Source organism: Pseudomonas sp. PLMAX (genome assembly GCF_046042685.1).
Taxonomy (GTDB): domain Bacteria; phylum Pseudomonadota; class Gammaproteobacteria; order Pseudomonadales; family Pseudomonadaceae; genus Aquipseudomonas; species Aquipseudomonas putida_AE.
This window is the reverse complement of record NZ_CP064949.1, coordinates 5,573,846-5,588,392: the sequence shown is the minus strand read 5'-3', so window position 1 is coordinate 5,588,392 and position 14,547 is coordinate 5,573,846. Positions and strand designations below refer to the sequence as shown.

The following is a 14,547-nucleotide window of genomic DNA, read 5'->3' as shown; positions in this document are numbered from 1 at the left end:
TTTTTCGTAAGGGCAGCAAAGTATCAGGCGCTGACTTTCAGCCCCACCAGTCCGGCAATGATCAATGCCACGCTGGCCAGCCGGATCAACGCCATGGATTCACCAAACAGAATGATCCCGGCGATCACCGTGCCGACGGCACCGACGCCCGTCCAGATCGCATAGGCAGTGCCCAGCGGCAATTCCTTCATCGCAAGGCCAAGCAAGCCGAGGCTGACGGCCATGGCGGCAACGGTCAATGCAGTGGGGAGAGGGCGGCTGAAACCGTCGGTGTATTTCAGGCCGACGGCCCAGCCCACTTCGAACAGGCCGGCGAAAAACAGAATGATCCAGGGCAAGGAAAACCTCCATCGATTGACGGGGTCGTCCCCAGGTTAATGACTCGATCGAGCCGCGAGGTCGTCCTCGCGTTTGCGCAATATAGTGCCCAGCATTAACCCGGGGATCAAGTTTTCACGTATCAGTCAGTCGCTTGCCCAGCCGCGGTGCGCCGATCTTCTTTCTCGCTCATGCGGCGGAAATAGGTCGAGAGCAGCGCCCCGGAAATGTTGTGCCAGACACTGAACAGCGCACTCGGCACCGCCGCCAGCGGCGAGAAGTGCGCGCTGGCCAGGGCCGCGCCCAGCCCGGAGTTCTGCATGCCGACTTCCAGCGCCAGGGATTTGCGCTGGGCCAACGGCAACTTGAACAGGCGCCCGGTGAAGTAACCCAGCAGGTAACCGAAGCTGTTGTGCAGCATGACCACGGCCATGATCAACAGGCCCGACTCGGCGATCTTCGTCTGGCTGGCGGCCACCACCGCCGTGACGATAATCACGATGCTCACCACCGATACCAGTGGCAACACCTCCACCGCGTGACGAACCTTGTCGCCGAGCACGCGCTGGGCAACCACACCCAATACGATCGGCAGCAGCACTACTTGCAGGATCGACCAGAACAGCTCCATGAACGACACCGGCAGCCAGGCCGAAGCCAGCAGCCAGATCAAGGCCGGCGTCAGCAGTGGAGCGAGGAGGGTGGTCACGGCGGCAATGGCTACCGACAGTGCCAGGTCCCCACGGGCCAGCCAGGTCATCACGTTCGACGAAGTGCCGCTTGGGCAGCAGCCGACCAGGATCACGCCGACGGCAATTTCCGGCGGCAAATGGAACGCCTGGCAGAGTAACCACGCCACACCGGGCATGATCACGAAATGCGCGACTACGCCCAAGGCCACGCGCCACGGATGGCGGGCGACTTCGGCGAAGTCCTCGAGCTTGAGGGTCAGGCCCATGCCGAACATCACCAGCCCCAGCAACGGTACGATGGCGCCCTTGAGGCCGATGAACCACGTCGGTTGCAGGAACGCCACGACGGCGAAAATCAGTACCCAGTAGGCGAAGGTGTTACCGACAAAACGACTTAATGCAGCCAGTGCGCGCATGGCCTGATCCTTGTTGTATGAAAGCGTTAGGGAGCTAAGCATACGCTGACTGCAAAAAAAGATCGCAGCCTACGGCAGCTCCTACATTTGGAATGTGATCCCCTGTAGGAGCTGCCGCAGGCTGCGATCTTTTTTCAAACGCCGCCGATTCAGATAATCAAATGCCCTGCGGAGTCTCTTCTCCACCCAACGCCTCAACCAGCGCCGGCAGGAAGTCACCGAACGTCAGCATCATCAGGGTGAAGCTGGCATCCAGTTGGCCGAGGGCTTCGTCGCCACCGTCCTGTTCCGCCTGGTCTTGCAGCAGGTCTTCGAACTTCAGGCGCTTGACCACCATCTTGTCGTCGAGGACGAACGACAGTTTGTCCTGCCAGGCCAGCGACAGCTGGGTGACCACTTTGCCGGTGCTCAGGTGCAGCTGGATTTCTTCGCTGGTCAGGTCCTGGCGCTTGCAACGCACGATGCCGCCGTCTTCGTGGGTGTCGCGCAGTTCGCACTCGTCCAGCACAAAGAAGTCGTCCGCGGCTTTCTGGGTGGTGACCCACTCGGTCATGGTCGCGGTCGGCGACATTTTCACGGTCAGTGGGCGCACCGGCAGGGTGCCGATCACTTCGCGCAGGGTCGACAGCAGGTCTTCGGCGCGTTTCGGGCTGGCCGAGTTCACCAGGATCAGGCCCTGTTTCGGCGCGATGGCGGCGAAGGTCGACGAGCGACGGATAAAGGCGCGCGGCAGGAAGGCCTGGATGATTTCATCCTTGATCTGGTCGCGTTCCTTTTTATAGACCTTGCGCATTTGCTCGGCTTCGATCTCTTCGACCTTTTCCTTCACGGCATCGCGCACGACGCTGCCCGGCAGGATGCGTTCTTCCTTGCGCGCGCTGATCAGCAGGAAATCACCGCTGACGTGCACCAGCGGGGCATCTTCGCCCTTGCCGAACGGCGCGACGAAACCGTAGGTGGTCAACTCCTGGCTTGCACATGGACGCGCCAGCTTGGTGGCCAGTGCAGTCTCCAACGCCTCGGCATCAACAGGCAGATCTTGGGTCAGGCGATAGATAAGCAGGTTTTTGAACCACATGGGGTGAGTCTCTCCTTTATACAAAGGGGGGCATTATTGTCTTCGCCGGGTCATAGGCCAACCCTTCTCTAAGCCTTTGGAAGGCATCAGAAAATTAATTAAAAAAGTGCTTGCCAGAGGTAGGGCTGCTCCGTAGAATGCGCGCCACACCGAAGCGAAGGGTGATTAGCTCAGCTGGGAGAGCGTCTGCCTTACAAGCAGAATGTCGGCGGTTCGATCCCGTCATCACCCACCATTCGTTTCAAGTGTTTAGCGCAGCGGTAGTTCAGTCGGTTAGAATACCGGCCTGTCACGCCGGGGGTCGCGGGTTCGAGTCCCGTCCGCTGCGCCATATTCGGTAACCTGGAACACTGAACGCCAGGTCACCACGGAAAAGCCCGCTGATGCGGGTTTTTTTCTGCCTCAAGTTTGTACCTTGTTCCATCGGGTTGTGTCGTTTCACCGGTTTTCAGATTTATTTGAAAAAAACTTCAAATAAATCAACACATTACGAAAACCTGTGGCATAATGCGTCCCGTAACGAAGCGAAGGGTGATTAGCTCAGCTGGGAGAGCGTCTGCCTTACAAGCAGAATGTCGGCGGTTCGATCCCGTCATCACCCACCATTCGTTTCAAGCGTTTCGCGCAGCGGTAGTTCAGTCGGTTAGAATACCGGCCTGTCACGCCGGGGGTCGCGGGTTCGAGTCCCGTCCGCTGCGCCATATTCGGTCACCTGGAACACTGAACGCCAGGTCACCACACAGAGCCCGCTTAGTGCGGGCTTTTTGCTGTCTGGCGTTTGGGTTTAGCGCCGGTCTTCCCCGGCATTCCGGTCGTGACGGTAATCGCTGACAGCCTCGTAAACGGCCTTGCGCAAGCGGTTGATGCCGCCGATGGGGCGATGCGCTTCAATTCCGAACCATGGGTTGAAAGACAGGTTGTCGCATTGCAGGTTCTGCGCCGGCGTGTCGAAGTCCTGGGCAGGTACCCTGACCCGCGCCACCGTCTGGAACGGCGCATCGCTCTCTTGCCATTCAATGCTGGTGTCTTCGATCGGCATGTACTCGCTCGCGTCCTGGCGCTGGATCTGCAGGGCGAAGCAGGCGGGCATCCGATCGGTCGATAGCTGCTGGTACAGTGCGCTGCGCAGGAAATTCGGCAACTTCTGATTCTGCGCGGGCAGGGTGTAGGCCGGGCAGCTGTCAGGGTCAGGCATCACGCGAAACTTGGCATTGGCCTCGCCAAACTTGTAGGGCGAAACCGAAAAGTAGGTCGTGCGCGTCGGGCTTTCCGGGGCAGGGGAGAGTGTCGCCAGGGCGATAAACAGATGGCGCACCTGCCAGCTGCGCGGGTCCCAGGACGGGAAGAAGGCCATGGCCTTTTTGCCGTCCGCCTGGGCGGCCACATTCTGACGGTACTCGGCGACATCGCTGACAAAGAAGTTCGGATGACTGAACATCACGAAGTCCTGTTCAGCTCGATCCGCTTGGTCGCCGAGCAGCTGTTTGCCGGGCACATCGCGGAGCTTGATCGCCATGCCGCGAGCATCACGGATGCTGTCGAATTGCGGGTAGGCGTTGCCATTGGACAGGCGCATCGTCGCTTGCCAGGTCTTGCCGGGTTCGCTGAACACCCCCTGACGCAGATCGCCCGCCAATTCCGGCAACACCTGCACTTCGGCCTGCACACAGCCGTGTGCCTTGGCGTGGGCGTCACGCAGGTAACGGGTGCTTTCGCGGTGCTGGTCGACGATGCGCACCGCCGTCTGGATGATGGCCTGGGTCATCGCGGCTTCGCCGGCCGGAATCAGCTCCTGATTTGAGACCGGTCCGCGGTGTTGCCAGGCGAACCAGGCCGTGGCCACTGCCCAGCCGAGCACGCCCAGGCCCAGCAACCAGAGCAGGGTCTTGCCGAGAAAGGCGCCCAGGCGCATCCACAGAATTTTCATGGCAATTGCGTCTCCAGAGGGCCGCCCAGGACTTTCAAATACTCCAGCAACGCCCAGCGCTCTTCGGGTTGCAGCAAGCGCCCGATCACGCCGTTGCCTCTTTTGCCGGCGCGGAATTCATGGCCGCTGTTGTGATTACCGGTGATGCGCGTGTCGAACACAAAACCATTTTCGAAGGCTTCGATGCGATAGCCCAGGTGCCTCGGGTCGTACTCGAAGGTGCCTTTGTAAAAGGTCGTGGCGCGTTCGTCCTGGGGCGAAAGCAATTGATAAAGGCTCGGCACCGAACCGTTGTGCAGGAAGGGCGGCGTCGCCCATACGCCCGCCAGGGGCCGGGCCTTATAGACGCGCAATTCCTGGACCCCGATCGGCAGGCCGAAGCCATCCATGTCCGCGCGCTCGGCGGGCGTGATGGCGGCCTCGCGATAGGCGCGGTTGCCAACGAAAGCGGTGACGTAGGCCAGGCCCCTGGCGACCGACAGCTGGCTCAGGTCCAGGGGTTCGCTGGGGGTGGGATGCAGTTGTACGTCCAGTTGCGCCAGCTCGGCCGGGTCCCACTGCAAGGCCGTCAGGTCGAAGCGATGATCGGCGATATTGTTGGCGGCGCCAGGGTCGGTGCCGATCACGTGCACGGGCAGCATTTTCAGCTGTTGCACCGGCCGCCCCTCGCTGGGGATGACCTGCGGTACGTGGCAACCGGCGCAGTTCTGCGTGAACAGCACGCGACCCTTGGCGGCCAGCGGTTTGTCGACCACGCCTAGCAAGTCTTCCGGCCAGGCTGGCGGCTTGAGTCGTTGCAGGGTTTCTTCGATCAGGTGCAAGTCACGCACCCGGACGCTGGAGGGATAACGATCGTCGCCCTTGAGTGGCTGCCCGTTGCCATCGAAAAAGTTCAGCGTGGCGCCCACGCCCAGGGCTTCACCGATATTGCGCGCCATGGGCTGCTGCGCCGAGCCATTCCACTGCACCCAGTCGAACGTCCACATGTCCCACAACTGTGGGTAGTCGACGGGGGCGTTGGCCACGCGGTAGTTGGCGGGGGAAATCGCATCGCCGAAGCTGGCATTGGCAATGCGCCCGAACGCATCGGTGCGCCCGGGGCCTTCTTCGGTCGGGTACAGCCCGCGATGGGTGTCGTTCCAGGCCACCTTGAGGAAGGTATCGAGGGAGCCCTTGAAGGCTTCGCGCAGAGGCTGCTTGCCGTCCTCATAGTCGGGGCCCAGGACCTTGCGGGCGAAACGTTCAAACTTCCATGGGTTGTAGTAAGTGGAAACCAGGCTCGCCACCAGAGCCTGTCCGAAACTGCCGCCCTGCAGGGTCGGCACGCTGGAGGGCAACACATGCTGCGCGGCGCCGCCGTCGATGCGCACGGCTTGACCCTTCAGGCGCAGCTCACCGGTATGACAGGCAGCGCAGGTAATATCCAGAAATGTATCCGCACTGCCCGGATTCTGATGCCGGGCGAAACCCGCGGGCAGGTTGCCGGGGTTGTCCGATGTGGCTTTCTGCGCGGGATCGATCAGGAAACCGAAGCGTGCGAGGTACTCGGGGGCGGCGAATCGTTGCTGCGAAAAGGGCAGTTCCAGGGCGGTGAACCAGTCGTAGCGCAAGCCCTTGACCTGGGTCCCCTGGGGCGTGAAATAGTAGCGCTGGCGCTCTTCGGCGCTCCATTGATCCAGGTAGTGCACCTGTTGCGCGGCCGCGTGGCGCGGCAGTTTCGGGTTGGCGACGTAGTAGAGGACCACGGCCAGGGCGAGGGCCACCAGGGCCACAATCAGGCCCAACAAACGGAGCAAGAGGCGCACGTAGACCATCCTTGTCGATCTTTTCTTCCGTTATGCCTCAGCCCCAGGTAGGCGGCAAGAGGCCATTACGCCATATGTTCGGCCTCCCTGAACGCAAGATGACAGAAGTTTCATCGTCAACAGGTCCAAATGCGTTTAAACACCTGAACTTATCGCCGGTTTGCGGCTCTCATGCCGGTAGCCATTGGTCGTGGCCGCCTGATAAGCTCGCGACTTTACTCGATTGCCCTTTAGGCGCATGAACAAGGAAATAGCATGAAACAGCATCGGTTGGCGGCGGCGGTGGCCCTGGTTAGCCTGGTACTTGCGGGTTGCGACTCGCAAACCAGCGTAGAGCTGAAAACCCCGGCGCAAAAAGCTTCCTACGGAATTGGCCTGAACATGGGCAAGAGCCTGGCTCAGGAAGGCATGGACGATCTGGACTCCAAAGCCGTCGCCCAGGGCATCGAAGATGCGGTCGGCAAGAAAGAGCAGAAGCTCAAGGATGAAGAATTGGTCGAAGCCTTCGCCGCGCTGCAAAAGCGTGCCGAAGAGCGCATGGCCAAGATGAGCGAAGAGTCGGCAGCCGCCGGCAAGAAATTCCTCGAAGAAAACGCCAAGAAAGCTGGCGTCGTGACCACCGCTTCCGGCCTGCAATACGAAGTGGAAAAGAAAGCCGATGGCGCCCAGCCTAAGCCGACTGACGTAGTGACCGTTCACTACACCGGCAAGCTGACCAACGGCACCGTTTTCGACAGCTCCGTCGAGCGCGGCAGCCCGATCGATCTGCCGGTCAGCGGTGTGATCCCGGGTTGGGTCGAAGGCCTGCAATTGATGCACGTCGGCGAGAAGTACAAGCTGTATATTCCTAGCGAACTGGCTTACGGCGCGCAAAGCCCAAGCCCGGCGATCCCGGCCAACTCGGTGCTGGTGTTCGACCTGGAACTGCTGGCCATCAAGGATCCAGCAAAAGAAGACGCCGCCAAGTAATTCGCGTCTGCTTTGACAACAACGCCTCGCTCATGCGGGGCGTTGTTGCATCTGGTGCTGCATGGTAAACAAAGCGAACAGTTGCCGCATGCTGAAGTCATAGACAGTGTGGGGGCCGGCCCTAACCTTCGGCAGACCTCCAAGTCAATGAAATATTAGGATTTTTTAGATGGGCAAAAAACGCCCGATCTGAGTTAAGCCCTTATGAAACGGGCCTTTCAGCCATGAAAAGTGGCTCTGTTCACAAGGTTATCCACAATTTGTGTGGATAACATTCTTGCCGGAGGCATCATGAAAGCACCCTGGAATTTTGCTCGTTTCCTGCCCTTGGCCGGACGCCTGCTCGCCCGTGGGCGCTTGCCGACCTTGCTGTTCGCGGTGGCCAGTAAAAGTGCCAGCCAAGGCAACCGGCTCGGCAAACTCAAGGACGATCTGCGCCTGTTGCAGGCACTGTGCCTGGCCTATTGGCGCGGTGAATACCGCGCCATAAGTCCCAAGGCACTGATCTCGGTCGTTGCCGGCCTGATGTACTTTCTCAGCCCGGTCGATGCCATTCCTGATTTTCTGCCGCTATTCGGCATGATCGACGACATCGCCGTGCTGGCCTGGCTGATGAAAGTCCTCGATGATGAACTCAACGCCTTCCGCGCCTGGTGCAAACGCCAAGTGCCGGAAAAGCTCGCCGTGGTCGAGCGCCTGCCCGATACCCCTGAGAAACTGAAGCTTCAAGGACCGAAAAAGTCCTGATTTGGTCCAGTCTGCGCCGCAGATAGATAGCCCCCGCGACCTTGGCCGCTGTTAGGATTACACTTCTAGGGAAAAGTGCCGACTCGCTAAGTGTTTTTGTCCTACGGGGTAGTCATGGATATTCAGATAATTACACGCGAAGGCGAGCCCGAATATGCGGTTCTGCCATGGGCTCAGTATCAGGCTTTACTCAAAGCAGCAGGCATCAACGAAGCACCGTCGCGTCCGGCCCCGGCGCCGCTCGCGACCACCCCGGACCCCATTCTTCCAGGTCTGGATCAACTCCGCAGTTTGCGCGAAGGGAAGGGCATCGCCATCGAGGCGCTGGCCCGCACGGTAGGCATCAGCCCGTCATACCTGGCCATGATCGAAAGTGGCGAGCGTCTGCCCGACGCCGCGATTCGCCGCAGCCTGGCCTGGGAATTGACGGTGCCAGGGTGGAGGGATGAATCGTGAGCGTACGCATCAGTCGTCAACATTGGGACGGTCTGTTAGGCGAACTGGACCAGGCGCGCCGACAGCGCCATCTCCTGACCTACCGCGCCTTGCTGGAGCGCTTGCAGCTGCCGACGCCTGCCATGCAAACCCTCACCGCCGCGCTCGAACACCTGGCCGCACTGGACGCCAAGGCCGAACAGCCACTGCGCAGCTCGCTGGTGATCAGCCAGGGCGCCAGCCGCTTGCCACGCACCGGTTTCTTTGAATGCGTCGAGCGCCTGGGCCGTTTCTCCGGCCCATCCGACGGCGTCGCCGCCGCCTCCTGGCACGCCTCGGAAGTGGTTCGCGTGTTCGAATACGAGTACCCCGAATCGGCGGAGGCCTGAGTGTTTCTCAAGCTCAAGGCACGGGCCGGCTACTGGCTGGCCCGCCGGTTGTTCCACTGGCCCTGGTTCGTGCGCCTGCCCCGCGGCTGGAGCTGGATGGAGGGGCAGTTCGCACGTATGGCGAACCTGGGCGATGTCGGTGCGCAGAGTTTCTATGGGCACATCCTGACCTTTCGTGGCGTCGGCCTGGGAGCGCGGGAAGAGGGTGTCCGCCTGTTACGTCTGGCCGCATTGGCCGGTGATGGCAAGGCAGCCTACCAAGTGGGCGTGATCAGCCTGGCTGGGAGCCCGAGCAAGGCGCCGGACCCGGCGGAAGCGGCGCGGTTCTGGGAGATGGCTGCCAAGGCCGGGCATCCGTTGGCCGAGATCAAACTTAAAGAGTTGGATGCTGGCGGTTCTTCGCAGTAATTCGTTTATTTTTCGATACGCACAGGTGGCGTGAGGGAAACCTCGTGCCTCGTTGCTTTTTATTGGGCGAATTTTCTGGGTAAGGTCCTCGGAAACTTCCTTCAATTTGTGGCGGTTTTCGTGAACTGGACGAAAAAGCGAAAAAGCAGCGAAAAAGCAGCGAAAACAACGAAAAAGCGAAAAAGGGGACGGATTTATTTTTCCAACAAAGGGATGGGAAAATAAATCCGTCCCCTTATCAGTCCCCTTATCAGTCCATGTAAACCTGATGGCTGACTAGGCTGCCGTATTCACGTTTCTGGCCTGAGTGGGCGTTTCTAGTGAGTTGCTGGAGCTAGCGGCCAGGTGGTCCTGCCCGACCACCGCCGTGATGCGCAGACTTTTCTAACTACTAATGAACGAACGCACTCAAGTCGGCGCCCAATCCATTGATTGCTTGCGTAAAATCCTCAGCCTTGATTGGCGTTGAAGCATTTTCCAGTTTGTTTCCAAATACCTTGCGCACGACTCTCGCTACCGGTTCGTTGGTCGCCGGGTCGAGCAAGACTGCCTCTACATACAACTCGGTGTCTTGATCGCGGTGTCCGGTGGCGGCACTGACACCTCCCACCACTGCCGCTACGGGAATGATTTCATACCACTTCATGCCTTCGTTGGAGGCGTTCACGCCGGTAATGGCAGCTCTCATGACTAAAGGACGTGCATTGGGGGGCAGGGGCTGCAAGGTATTGGATACCCTGTATCGCTTTGACAATGCGCTAACAACAGCCTGGTTGGTCGTCTGTTGAAGTTGCGTGAATGCCTGCATGTTTATGCGATCCGTCGCCGTGGGCGCAGGAAACAATTCCAACCCATCGAAGTTCACCGTATCAAATGCCGCAGGACTAAAGCCTGGGGAAACCCAGCGCAGTGTCGACGCGCCTGTGGCAGAAACCGACGGCTGCAAAACATCATAACGATCCAGGTACCCAGAGTACTGGTCTACTTCAGTGACCTTGGAAGCGCAGCCATTGAGCATCATTGCGCTCATGACCAAACCAGAAAGCCAATAGCGTGATTTATCCATGTTGAGTCCTGTATTGATAAGCAGGATTGACCCTTGAAGCAGGCCTGTCCTAGATTTCGCCGTTGGCCGGAACATCAAAATGACCGCTATTCAGCATAGTCAGGTAGGGGCGCTGCAACCGATTCATTTCTCCATGGTTTGTAGAGAGGGGGGGGTAAATAACCAGGCGACACATGATGAACCGATGAAATCGGTGGTCAGTTCGAATGCAATCGCCCCGTCCCCGCCATGCTATCAATCACATGCACGCTCCACCCCTGCACATTCTTCGCATGATGCTTAGCCTGCGAAGCCATCTCCGCCAACTGGCTCGCATCCAGCTGACCACATGCCTGCGGGTGTAAATGCACCACGCCGATAGACAGCGACAACAAGGGAAACTCCTGGCGCACGCCCTGGCGGTTGGGGGCGGTGAAGCAGCCGGCTTCCAGGTGTTCGCTGCGGTAGAAGCGTCGGCATTGGCTGTGGAAGTCGTCGAGCAGCTGGTTCAAGCGTTTGCGCCAGTCGTCCGGGCCCAGTACCAGCAGGAAGTCGTCGCCGCCGATATGGCCGACGAAGTCGCGGGAGGGGTCGATGCGGTCGTTCAGGCATTGGGCCAGGCACAGCAGGACTTCGTCGCCACGGCCGTAGCCGTAGATGTCGTTGAAGGGTTTGAAGCTGTCGATGTCGACGTAGCAGATTATCGATTCGCGCTGTTGTTGCAGCAGGCGTGTGAGGCATTGCTGGATCGGTACGTTGCCCGGCAGCAGGGTCAGGGGGTTGGCGTAGCGTGCTTGCTGTATTTTCAGTTCGGTGATCAGCTTGAGCACGTCGATCACCCGGCCCAGTCCCAGGTAATGGCCGTTGAGGGTGATGATGAAGTCTTCTTCGATGCGTTGCCGGGCGCGGCTGGTGATCAGTCGGCTGACCTGTTGCAGCGACTGGCTGATCTCGACAGCCAGGAAGTCGTCGCTCATCAGGCGGCTGATGGGTTTGCGGGCGAACAGGTCGGTGGCGAACGGCTTGAGCAGGGCGTCCGAGAGCGAGTGCCGATGGACGATGCCGCAGGGCTGGTCGTGCTCGTCCAGCACCGCCAGGGAGTTCAGGTTGGCTTGGCGGCGGAAGGCTTCGAGCACGGTGGCGGTCGGGGTGTCGCGGGGCACGGCGGGCTGATCGTTGAGCAGGGCGCTGAGGTCGCTGCCGTCGTCGCCCAGCACCACGGCGCTGCTGTCGCGCCGGGGCATCAAGGTGCGGGCATCGCGCGGTGGATGCTCCTGGGGACGGCAGAGGAGATAGCCCTGGACCAGGTCGATGCCCATTTCAGTCAATACCGCCAGTTCCTCCGGCAACTCGATACCTTCGGCGATCACCTGGGACCGCGAGGCTTTGGCGATCTGCAGGATTGAGCCTACGAACTCGCGCTTGAGGGCGTCCTGGTGGATGCCGTCGATGAAGTGGCGGTCGATCTTCACGTAGTCGGGGCGCAGTTCGGACCACAGGCGCAAGCTTGAGTAACCCGCGCCCAGGTCGTCCAGGGCAATGGAAAAGCCCATGGCCCGATAATGATGCAAGGCGGTGTGCAGCAGCTGGAAGTCGTCGGTCGGGGTCTGCTCGGTGAGTTCGATCACCACCTGGTTCGGTGCGATGCCGAAATCCTGCAGCAGCTGCAAGGTGCGACCCGGCTGGTGGGCCGCTTCGAGCAATGATTCCGGGGAGACGTTGAGGAACAGTTTGCCGGGCAGCTTCTGTTCGTTGAAGCGCCGGCAAGCGCTCTGCCGGCAGGCGATTTCCAGTTCGCTCAGGCGACCCGCCTGGCGGGCGACGGCGAACAGGGCGACAGGAGAGTGCAACGGGCTGTTGGAGGGGCCGCGGCTCAGGGCTTCGTAGCCCAGGATGCGTCGTTCAGAGAGGCAGATGATGGGTTGGAACAGGCTGTGCAAACCGCTTTGAGCCAGTATGGAACTCAAGGCACTCAGCTGTTCGGTTGTGGTCATGGCGATCTCTGGCGAAAAAAAAGGACCGGAGCGCTCTTGGGTGCAAGAGGGCTACCGGTCCGTTATTTCACGACAGAATGATGACTGTTTGATGACGCTCCGGGGAGCGTCAGCATTAAATTGCCATCAGCTTAGTGCTTGGCGACCGCGGTATTGAGCTTCAGGTAATCCAGGAGGATGCGCCCGGTTTCGCTCAGGTAGGCATCGTCTTCCGGCTTCGTCTTGTCGTCCTCGGCCGCGATAGCGTCTTCGTCTTCTTTCTTCAGCTCCTTGAGCGGCTCTTCGCCCTTGGCCTTGCGACGGATGTTCTCCATGGCGAGCTGCTTGGCTTCGATATCGGCGTGCTGGGCACGACGCTCGGCTTCATTGAGGCTGACGGTTTTTTCCGCCATCAGTTTCTGCGCCAGGGCCAGTTTGTCGCGGATGAACACGAACTCCGCGTCCTTGGCCGTGCGTACGTCATGCTCGGACTTGAGCTGGGTGATGTACGGTTTGAATGGGTCGAGCGCAGGCTTGATCGCCGCCTTGATGGTGTCCCACGGCATGGCTTCGGGCAGGGCGCTTTCGCCGATTTCCTTGGTGTCGATGATCGACGGGTAATCGATGTCCGGCAGTACGCCCTGATGTTGGGTGCTCTGCCCGGAAACCCGGTAGAACTTGGCCAGTGTCAGCTTGAGCTCACCATGGTTCAGCGGCTGGATGGTCTGCACGGTGCCTTTGCCGAAGGTCTGGCCGCCGATGATCAGCGCGCGATGGTAGTCCTGCATGGCACCGGCGAAAATTTCCGAGGCCGAGGCGGACAGGCGATTGACCAGCAACGCCATCGGGCCTTTGTAGAAGGCACCCGGGTTTTCGTCTTCGAGGACATCGACGCGGCCGTCGGCGTTACGCACGAGCACGGTAGGGCCCTTGTCGATGAACAGGCTGGTCAGCTCGGTAGCTTCCTGCAAGGAGCCACCGCCATTGTTGCGCAGGTCGATGACCACGCCGTCGACCTTGTCTTTCTGCAACTCGGTCAGCAGCTTCTTGACGTCGCGGGTGGTGCTCTTGTAATCCGGATCGCCGGCACGGAAGGCCTTGAAGTCCAGGTAGAAGGCCGGGATCTCGATGACACCGAGCTTGTAGTCCTTGCCGTCCTGCTTGAGGTTGAGGACCGACTTCTTCACCGCCTGGTCTTCAAGCTTCACCGCTTCGCGGGTGATCGGCACGACCTTGCTGGTCTGGTCGTTCGGTGCATTGCTGGCCGGGATCACTTCCAGGCGCACGATGGTGCCTTTCGGACCGCGGATCAGCTTGACCACTTCGTCCAGGCGCCAGCCGACCACGTCGACCATTTCCTTGTTGCCCTGGGCTACGCCGATGATCTTGTCGGCCGGTGCGACCTGCTTGGTCTTGTCGGCAGGGCCTGCCGGCACCAGGCGCACGATTTTCACCTGGTCGTTATCGCTCTGCAACACGGCGCCGATGCCCTCGAGGGACAGGCTCATGTTGATGTCGAAGTTTTCCGCGTTATCCGGCGACAGGTAGTTGGTATGCGGGTCGTAGGACATGGCGAAGGTGTTGATGTACGCCTGGAAGATGTCTTCCGCACGGGTCTGGCCCAGGCGCGCCAGCTGGTTCTTGTAGCGCTTGGTCAGGGTTTCCTGGATCTGCTTGGAGTCCTTGCCGGCGATCTTCTGCCGCAGCACTTCGTCCTTGACGCGTTTGCGCCACAGGTCGTCGAGTTCCGCGGTGGATTTCAGCCAAGGGGCATCCTTGCGGTCGACCAGCAAGGTTTCCTTGGAGGTGAAGTCGATCTTGTCGACGCCCTTGTTCAGCTCGGCAAGGGCAAAGTCCAGACGCGCCTTGACGCGGTCCAGGTAGCGCTTGTAGATGGTGAACCCGGCGTTGAGGTCGCCGCTCTTGAGGAAGTCGTCGAACTGGGTCTTCCACTTGTCGAATTCGGCGATGTCGCTGGCCATGTAGTAGCTGCGCGACGGGTCGAGCAGTTTCAGGTAGCTGTCGTAGATGATCAGCGAGCGCGCGTCATCGAGCGGCGGCTTACTGTAGTGGTGGCGCTTGAGCAGTTCCACGACATTCAGACTGGCGATGACTTCGTCACGGTCGGGCTGAAGCTTGTCCCAGCTATTGGCTGCGAAAGTATTGCCGGACATCGGCAACAGGCCGATACCGATGAAAAGGGCGAGGGCAGTGCTGGGGAACAAACGCTTCATGTTGATTCGACGCGGGGACAATTGATAACGCATATTAGGCCGTCTTTGAAGTCGCCGGTTCCACATGGGCCGGTCGCATAATGCAAAAAGCCCGGCGCTACAGCTTCGGGC

13 protein-coding genes and 4 tRNA genes are annotated in these 14,547 nt (G+C 60.0%); 9 read left to right on the top strand and 8 right to left on the bottom strand.

The genetic code is table 11. From position 1 onward, the window contains the following. Positions 1-23 precede the first annotated feature (23 nt). The 3 genes from sugE to rdgC all read right to left on the bottom strand — a co-directional run bounded on the left by sugE (position 24) and on the right by rdgC (position 2,504). Positions 24-338 (bottom strand): quaternary ammonium compound efflux SMR transporter SugE, encoded by a 315-nt coding sequence (gene sugE / locus DKB71_RS25360; RefSeq protein WP_408598180.1) that lies wholly within the window; start codon positions 336-338, stop codon positions 24-26. Between the two features lie 122 nt (positions 339-460). Further along, positions 461-1,426: a bile acid:sodium symporter family protein gene (locus tag DKB71_RS25355; RefSeq protein WP_408598178.1), complete on the bottom strand. Its 966-nt coding sequence runs from the start codon at positions 1,424-1,426 to the stop codon at positions 461-463. Positions 1,427-1,583: 157 nt separating this feature from the next. Next, a complete protein-coding gene (rdgC, locus tag DKB71_RS25350) occupies positions 1,584-2,504 on the bottom strand; it encodes a recombination-associated protein RdgC (RefSeq protein ID WP_008060875.1) in 921 nt (306 codons plus the stop codon). A gap of 159 nt (positions 2,505-2,663) precedes the next feature. Between rdgC and DKB71_RS25345 the strand changes: the two genes are divergently transcribed. The 4 genes from DKB71_RS25345 to DKB71_RS25330 all read left to right on the top strand — a co-directional run bounded on the left by DKB71_RS25345 (position 2,664) and on the right by DKB71_RS25330 (position 3,205). Next, positions 2,664-2,739: transfer RNA gene (locus tag DKB71_RS25345), tRNA-Val, on the top strand. Between the two features lie 19 nt (positions 2,740-2,758). Further along, a tRNA-Asp gene (locus DKB71_RS25340) sits at positions 2,759-2,835 on the top strand. Positions 2,836-3,033: 198 nt separating this feature from the next. Further along, positions 3,034-3,109 (top strand) — tRNA-Val (locus tag DKB71_RS25335). 19 nt (positions 3,110-3,128) lie between these two features. Next, a tRNA-Asp gene (locus tag DKB71_RS25330) sits at positions 3,129-3,205 on the top strand. An 83-nt stretch (positions 3,206-3,288) separates the two neighbouring features. Here the strand turns inward: DKB71_RS25330 and DKB71_RS25325 are convergent. Next, a complete protein-coding gene (locus DKB71_RS25325; protein WP_408598176.1) occupies positions 3,289-4,431 on the bottom strand; it encodes a catalase family protein in 1,143 nt (380 codons plus the stop codon). Then, positions 4,428-6,236: a di-heme-cytochrome C peroxidase gene (locus DKB71_RS25320; RefSeq protein ID WP_408598174.1), complete on the bottom strand. Its 1,809-nt coding sequence runs from the start codon at positions 6,234-6,236 to the stop codon at positions 4,428-4,430. The genes DKB71_RS25325 and DKB71_RS25320 overlap by 4 nt, the downstream gene beginning before the upstream one ends. Positions 6,237-6,491: 255 nt before the next feature. Here DKB71_RS25320 and DKB71_RS25315 point away from each other — a divergent pair, with 255 nt between their 5' ends. The 5 genes from DKB71_RS25315 to DKB71_RS25295 all read left to right on the top strand — a co-directional run bounded on the left by DKB71_RS25315 (position 6,492) and on the right by DKB71_RS25295 (position 9,184). Then, positions 6,492-7,205 (top strand): FKBP-type peptidyl-prolyl cis-trans isomerase, encoded by a 714-nt coding sequence (locus tag DKB71_RS25315; protein WP_008060887.1) that lies wholly within the window; start codon positions 6,492-6,494, stop codon positions 7,203-7,205. A gap of 291 nt (positions 7,206-7,496) precedes the next feature. Then, positions 7,497-7,952: a YkvA family protein gene (locus DKB71_RS25310; RefSeq protein ID WP_408598171.1), complete on the top strand. Its 456-nt coding sequence runs from the start codon at positions 7,497-7,499 to the stop codon at positions 7,950-7,952. A 114-nt stretch (positions 7,953-8,066) separates the two neighbouring features. Further along, positions 8,067-8,408 (top strand): helix-turn-helix transcriptional regulator, encoded by a 342-nt coding sequence (locus DKB71_RS25305; protein ID WP_323607015.1) that lies wholly within the window; start codon positions 8,067-8,069, stop codon positions 8,406-8,408. Next, a complete protein-coding gene (locus tag DKB71_RS25300; RefSeq protein ID WP_003223109.1) occupies positions 8,405-8,776 on the top strand; it encodes a hypothetical protein in 372 nt (123 codons plus the stop codon). The genes DKB71_RS25305 and DKB71_RS25300 overlap by 4 nt, the downstream gene beginning before the upstream one ends. Then, the gene (locus tag DKB71_RS25295) at positions 8,777-9,184 is read left to right on the top strand and encodes a sel1 repeat family protein (RefSeq protein ID WP_406591445.1); all 408 of its coding nucleotides are present in this window, start codon (positions 8,777-8,779) and stop codon (positions 9,182-9,184) included. It begins immediately after the preceding gene. A gap of 391 nt (positions 9,185-9,575) precedes the next feature. On the opposite strand, the gene DKB71_RS25290 is transcribed toward DKB71_RS25295, so the two are convergent. The 3 genes from DKB71_RS25290 to DKB71_RS25280 all read right to left on the bottom strand — a co-directional run bounded on the left by DKB71_RS25290 (position 9,576) and on the right by DKB71_RS25280 (position 14,436). After that, entirely contained in the window at positions 9,576-10,250 is a 675-nt protein-coding gene (locus DKB71_RS25290; RefSeq protein ID WP_408598168.1) for a DUF3313 domain-containing protein, read from the bottom strand. Between the two features lie 197 nt (positions 10,251-10,447). Further along, the gene (locus DKB71_RS25285) at positions 10,448-12,223 is read right to left on the bottom strand and encodes a bifunctional diguanylate cyclase/phosphodiesterase (protein ID WP_408598166.1); all 1,776 of its coding nucleotides are present in this window, start codon (positions 12,221-12,223) and stop codon (positions 10,448-10,450) included. Between the two features lie 131 nt (positions 12,224-12,354). After that, on the bottom strand, positions 12,355-14,436 hold the full coding sequence (locus DKB71_RS25280) for a carboxy terminal-processing peptidase (RefSeq protein WP_408598164.1): 2,082 nt from the start codon (positions 14,434-14,436) through the stop codon (positions 12,355-12,357). Positions 14,437-14,547: the final 111 nt, after the last annotated feature.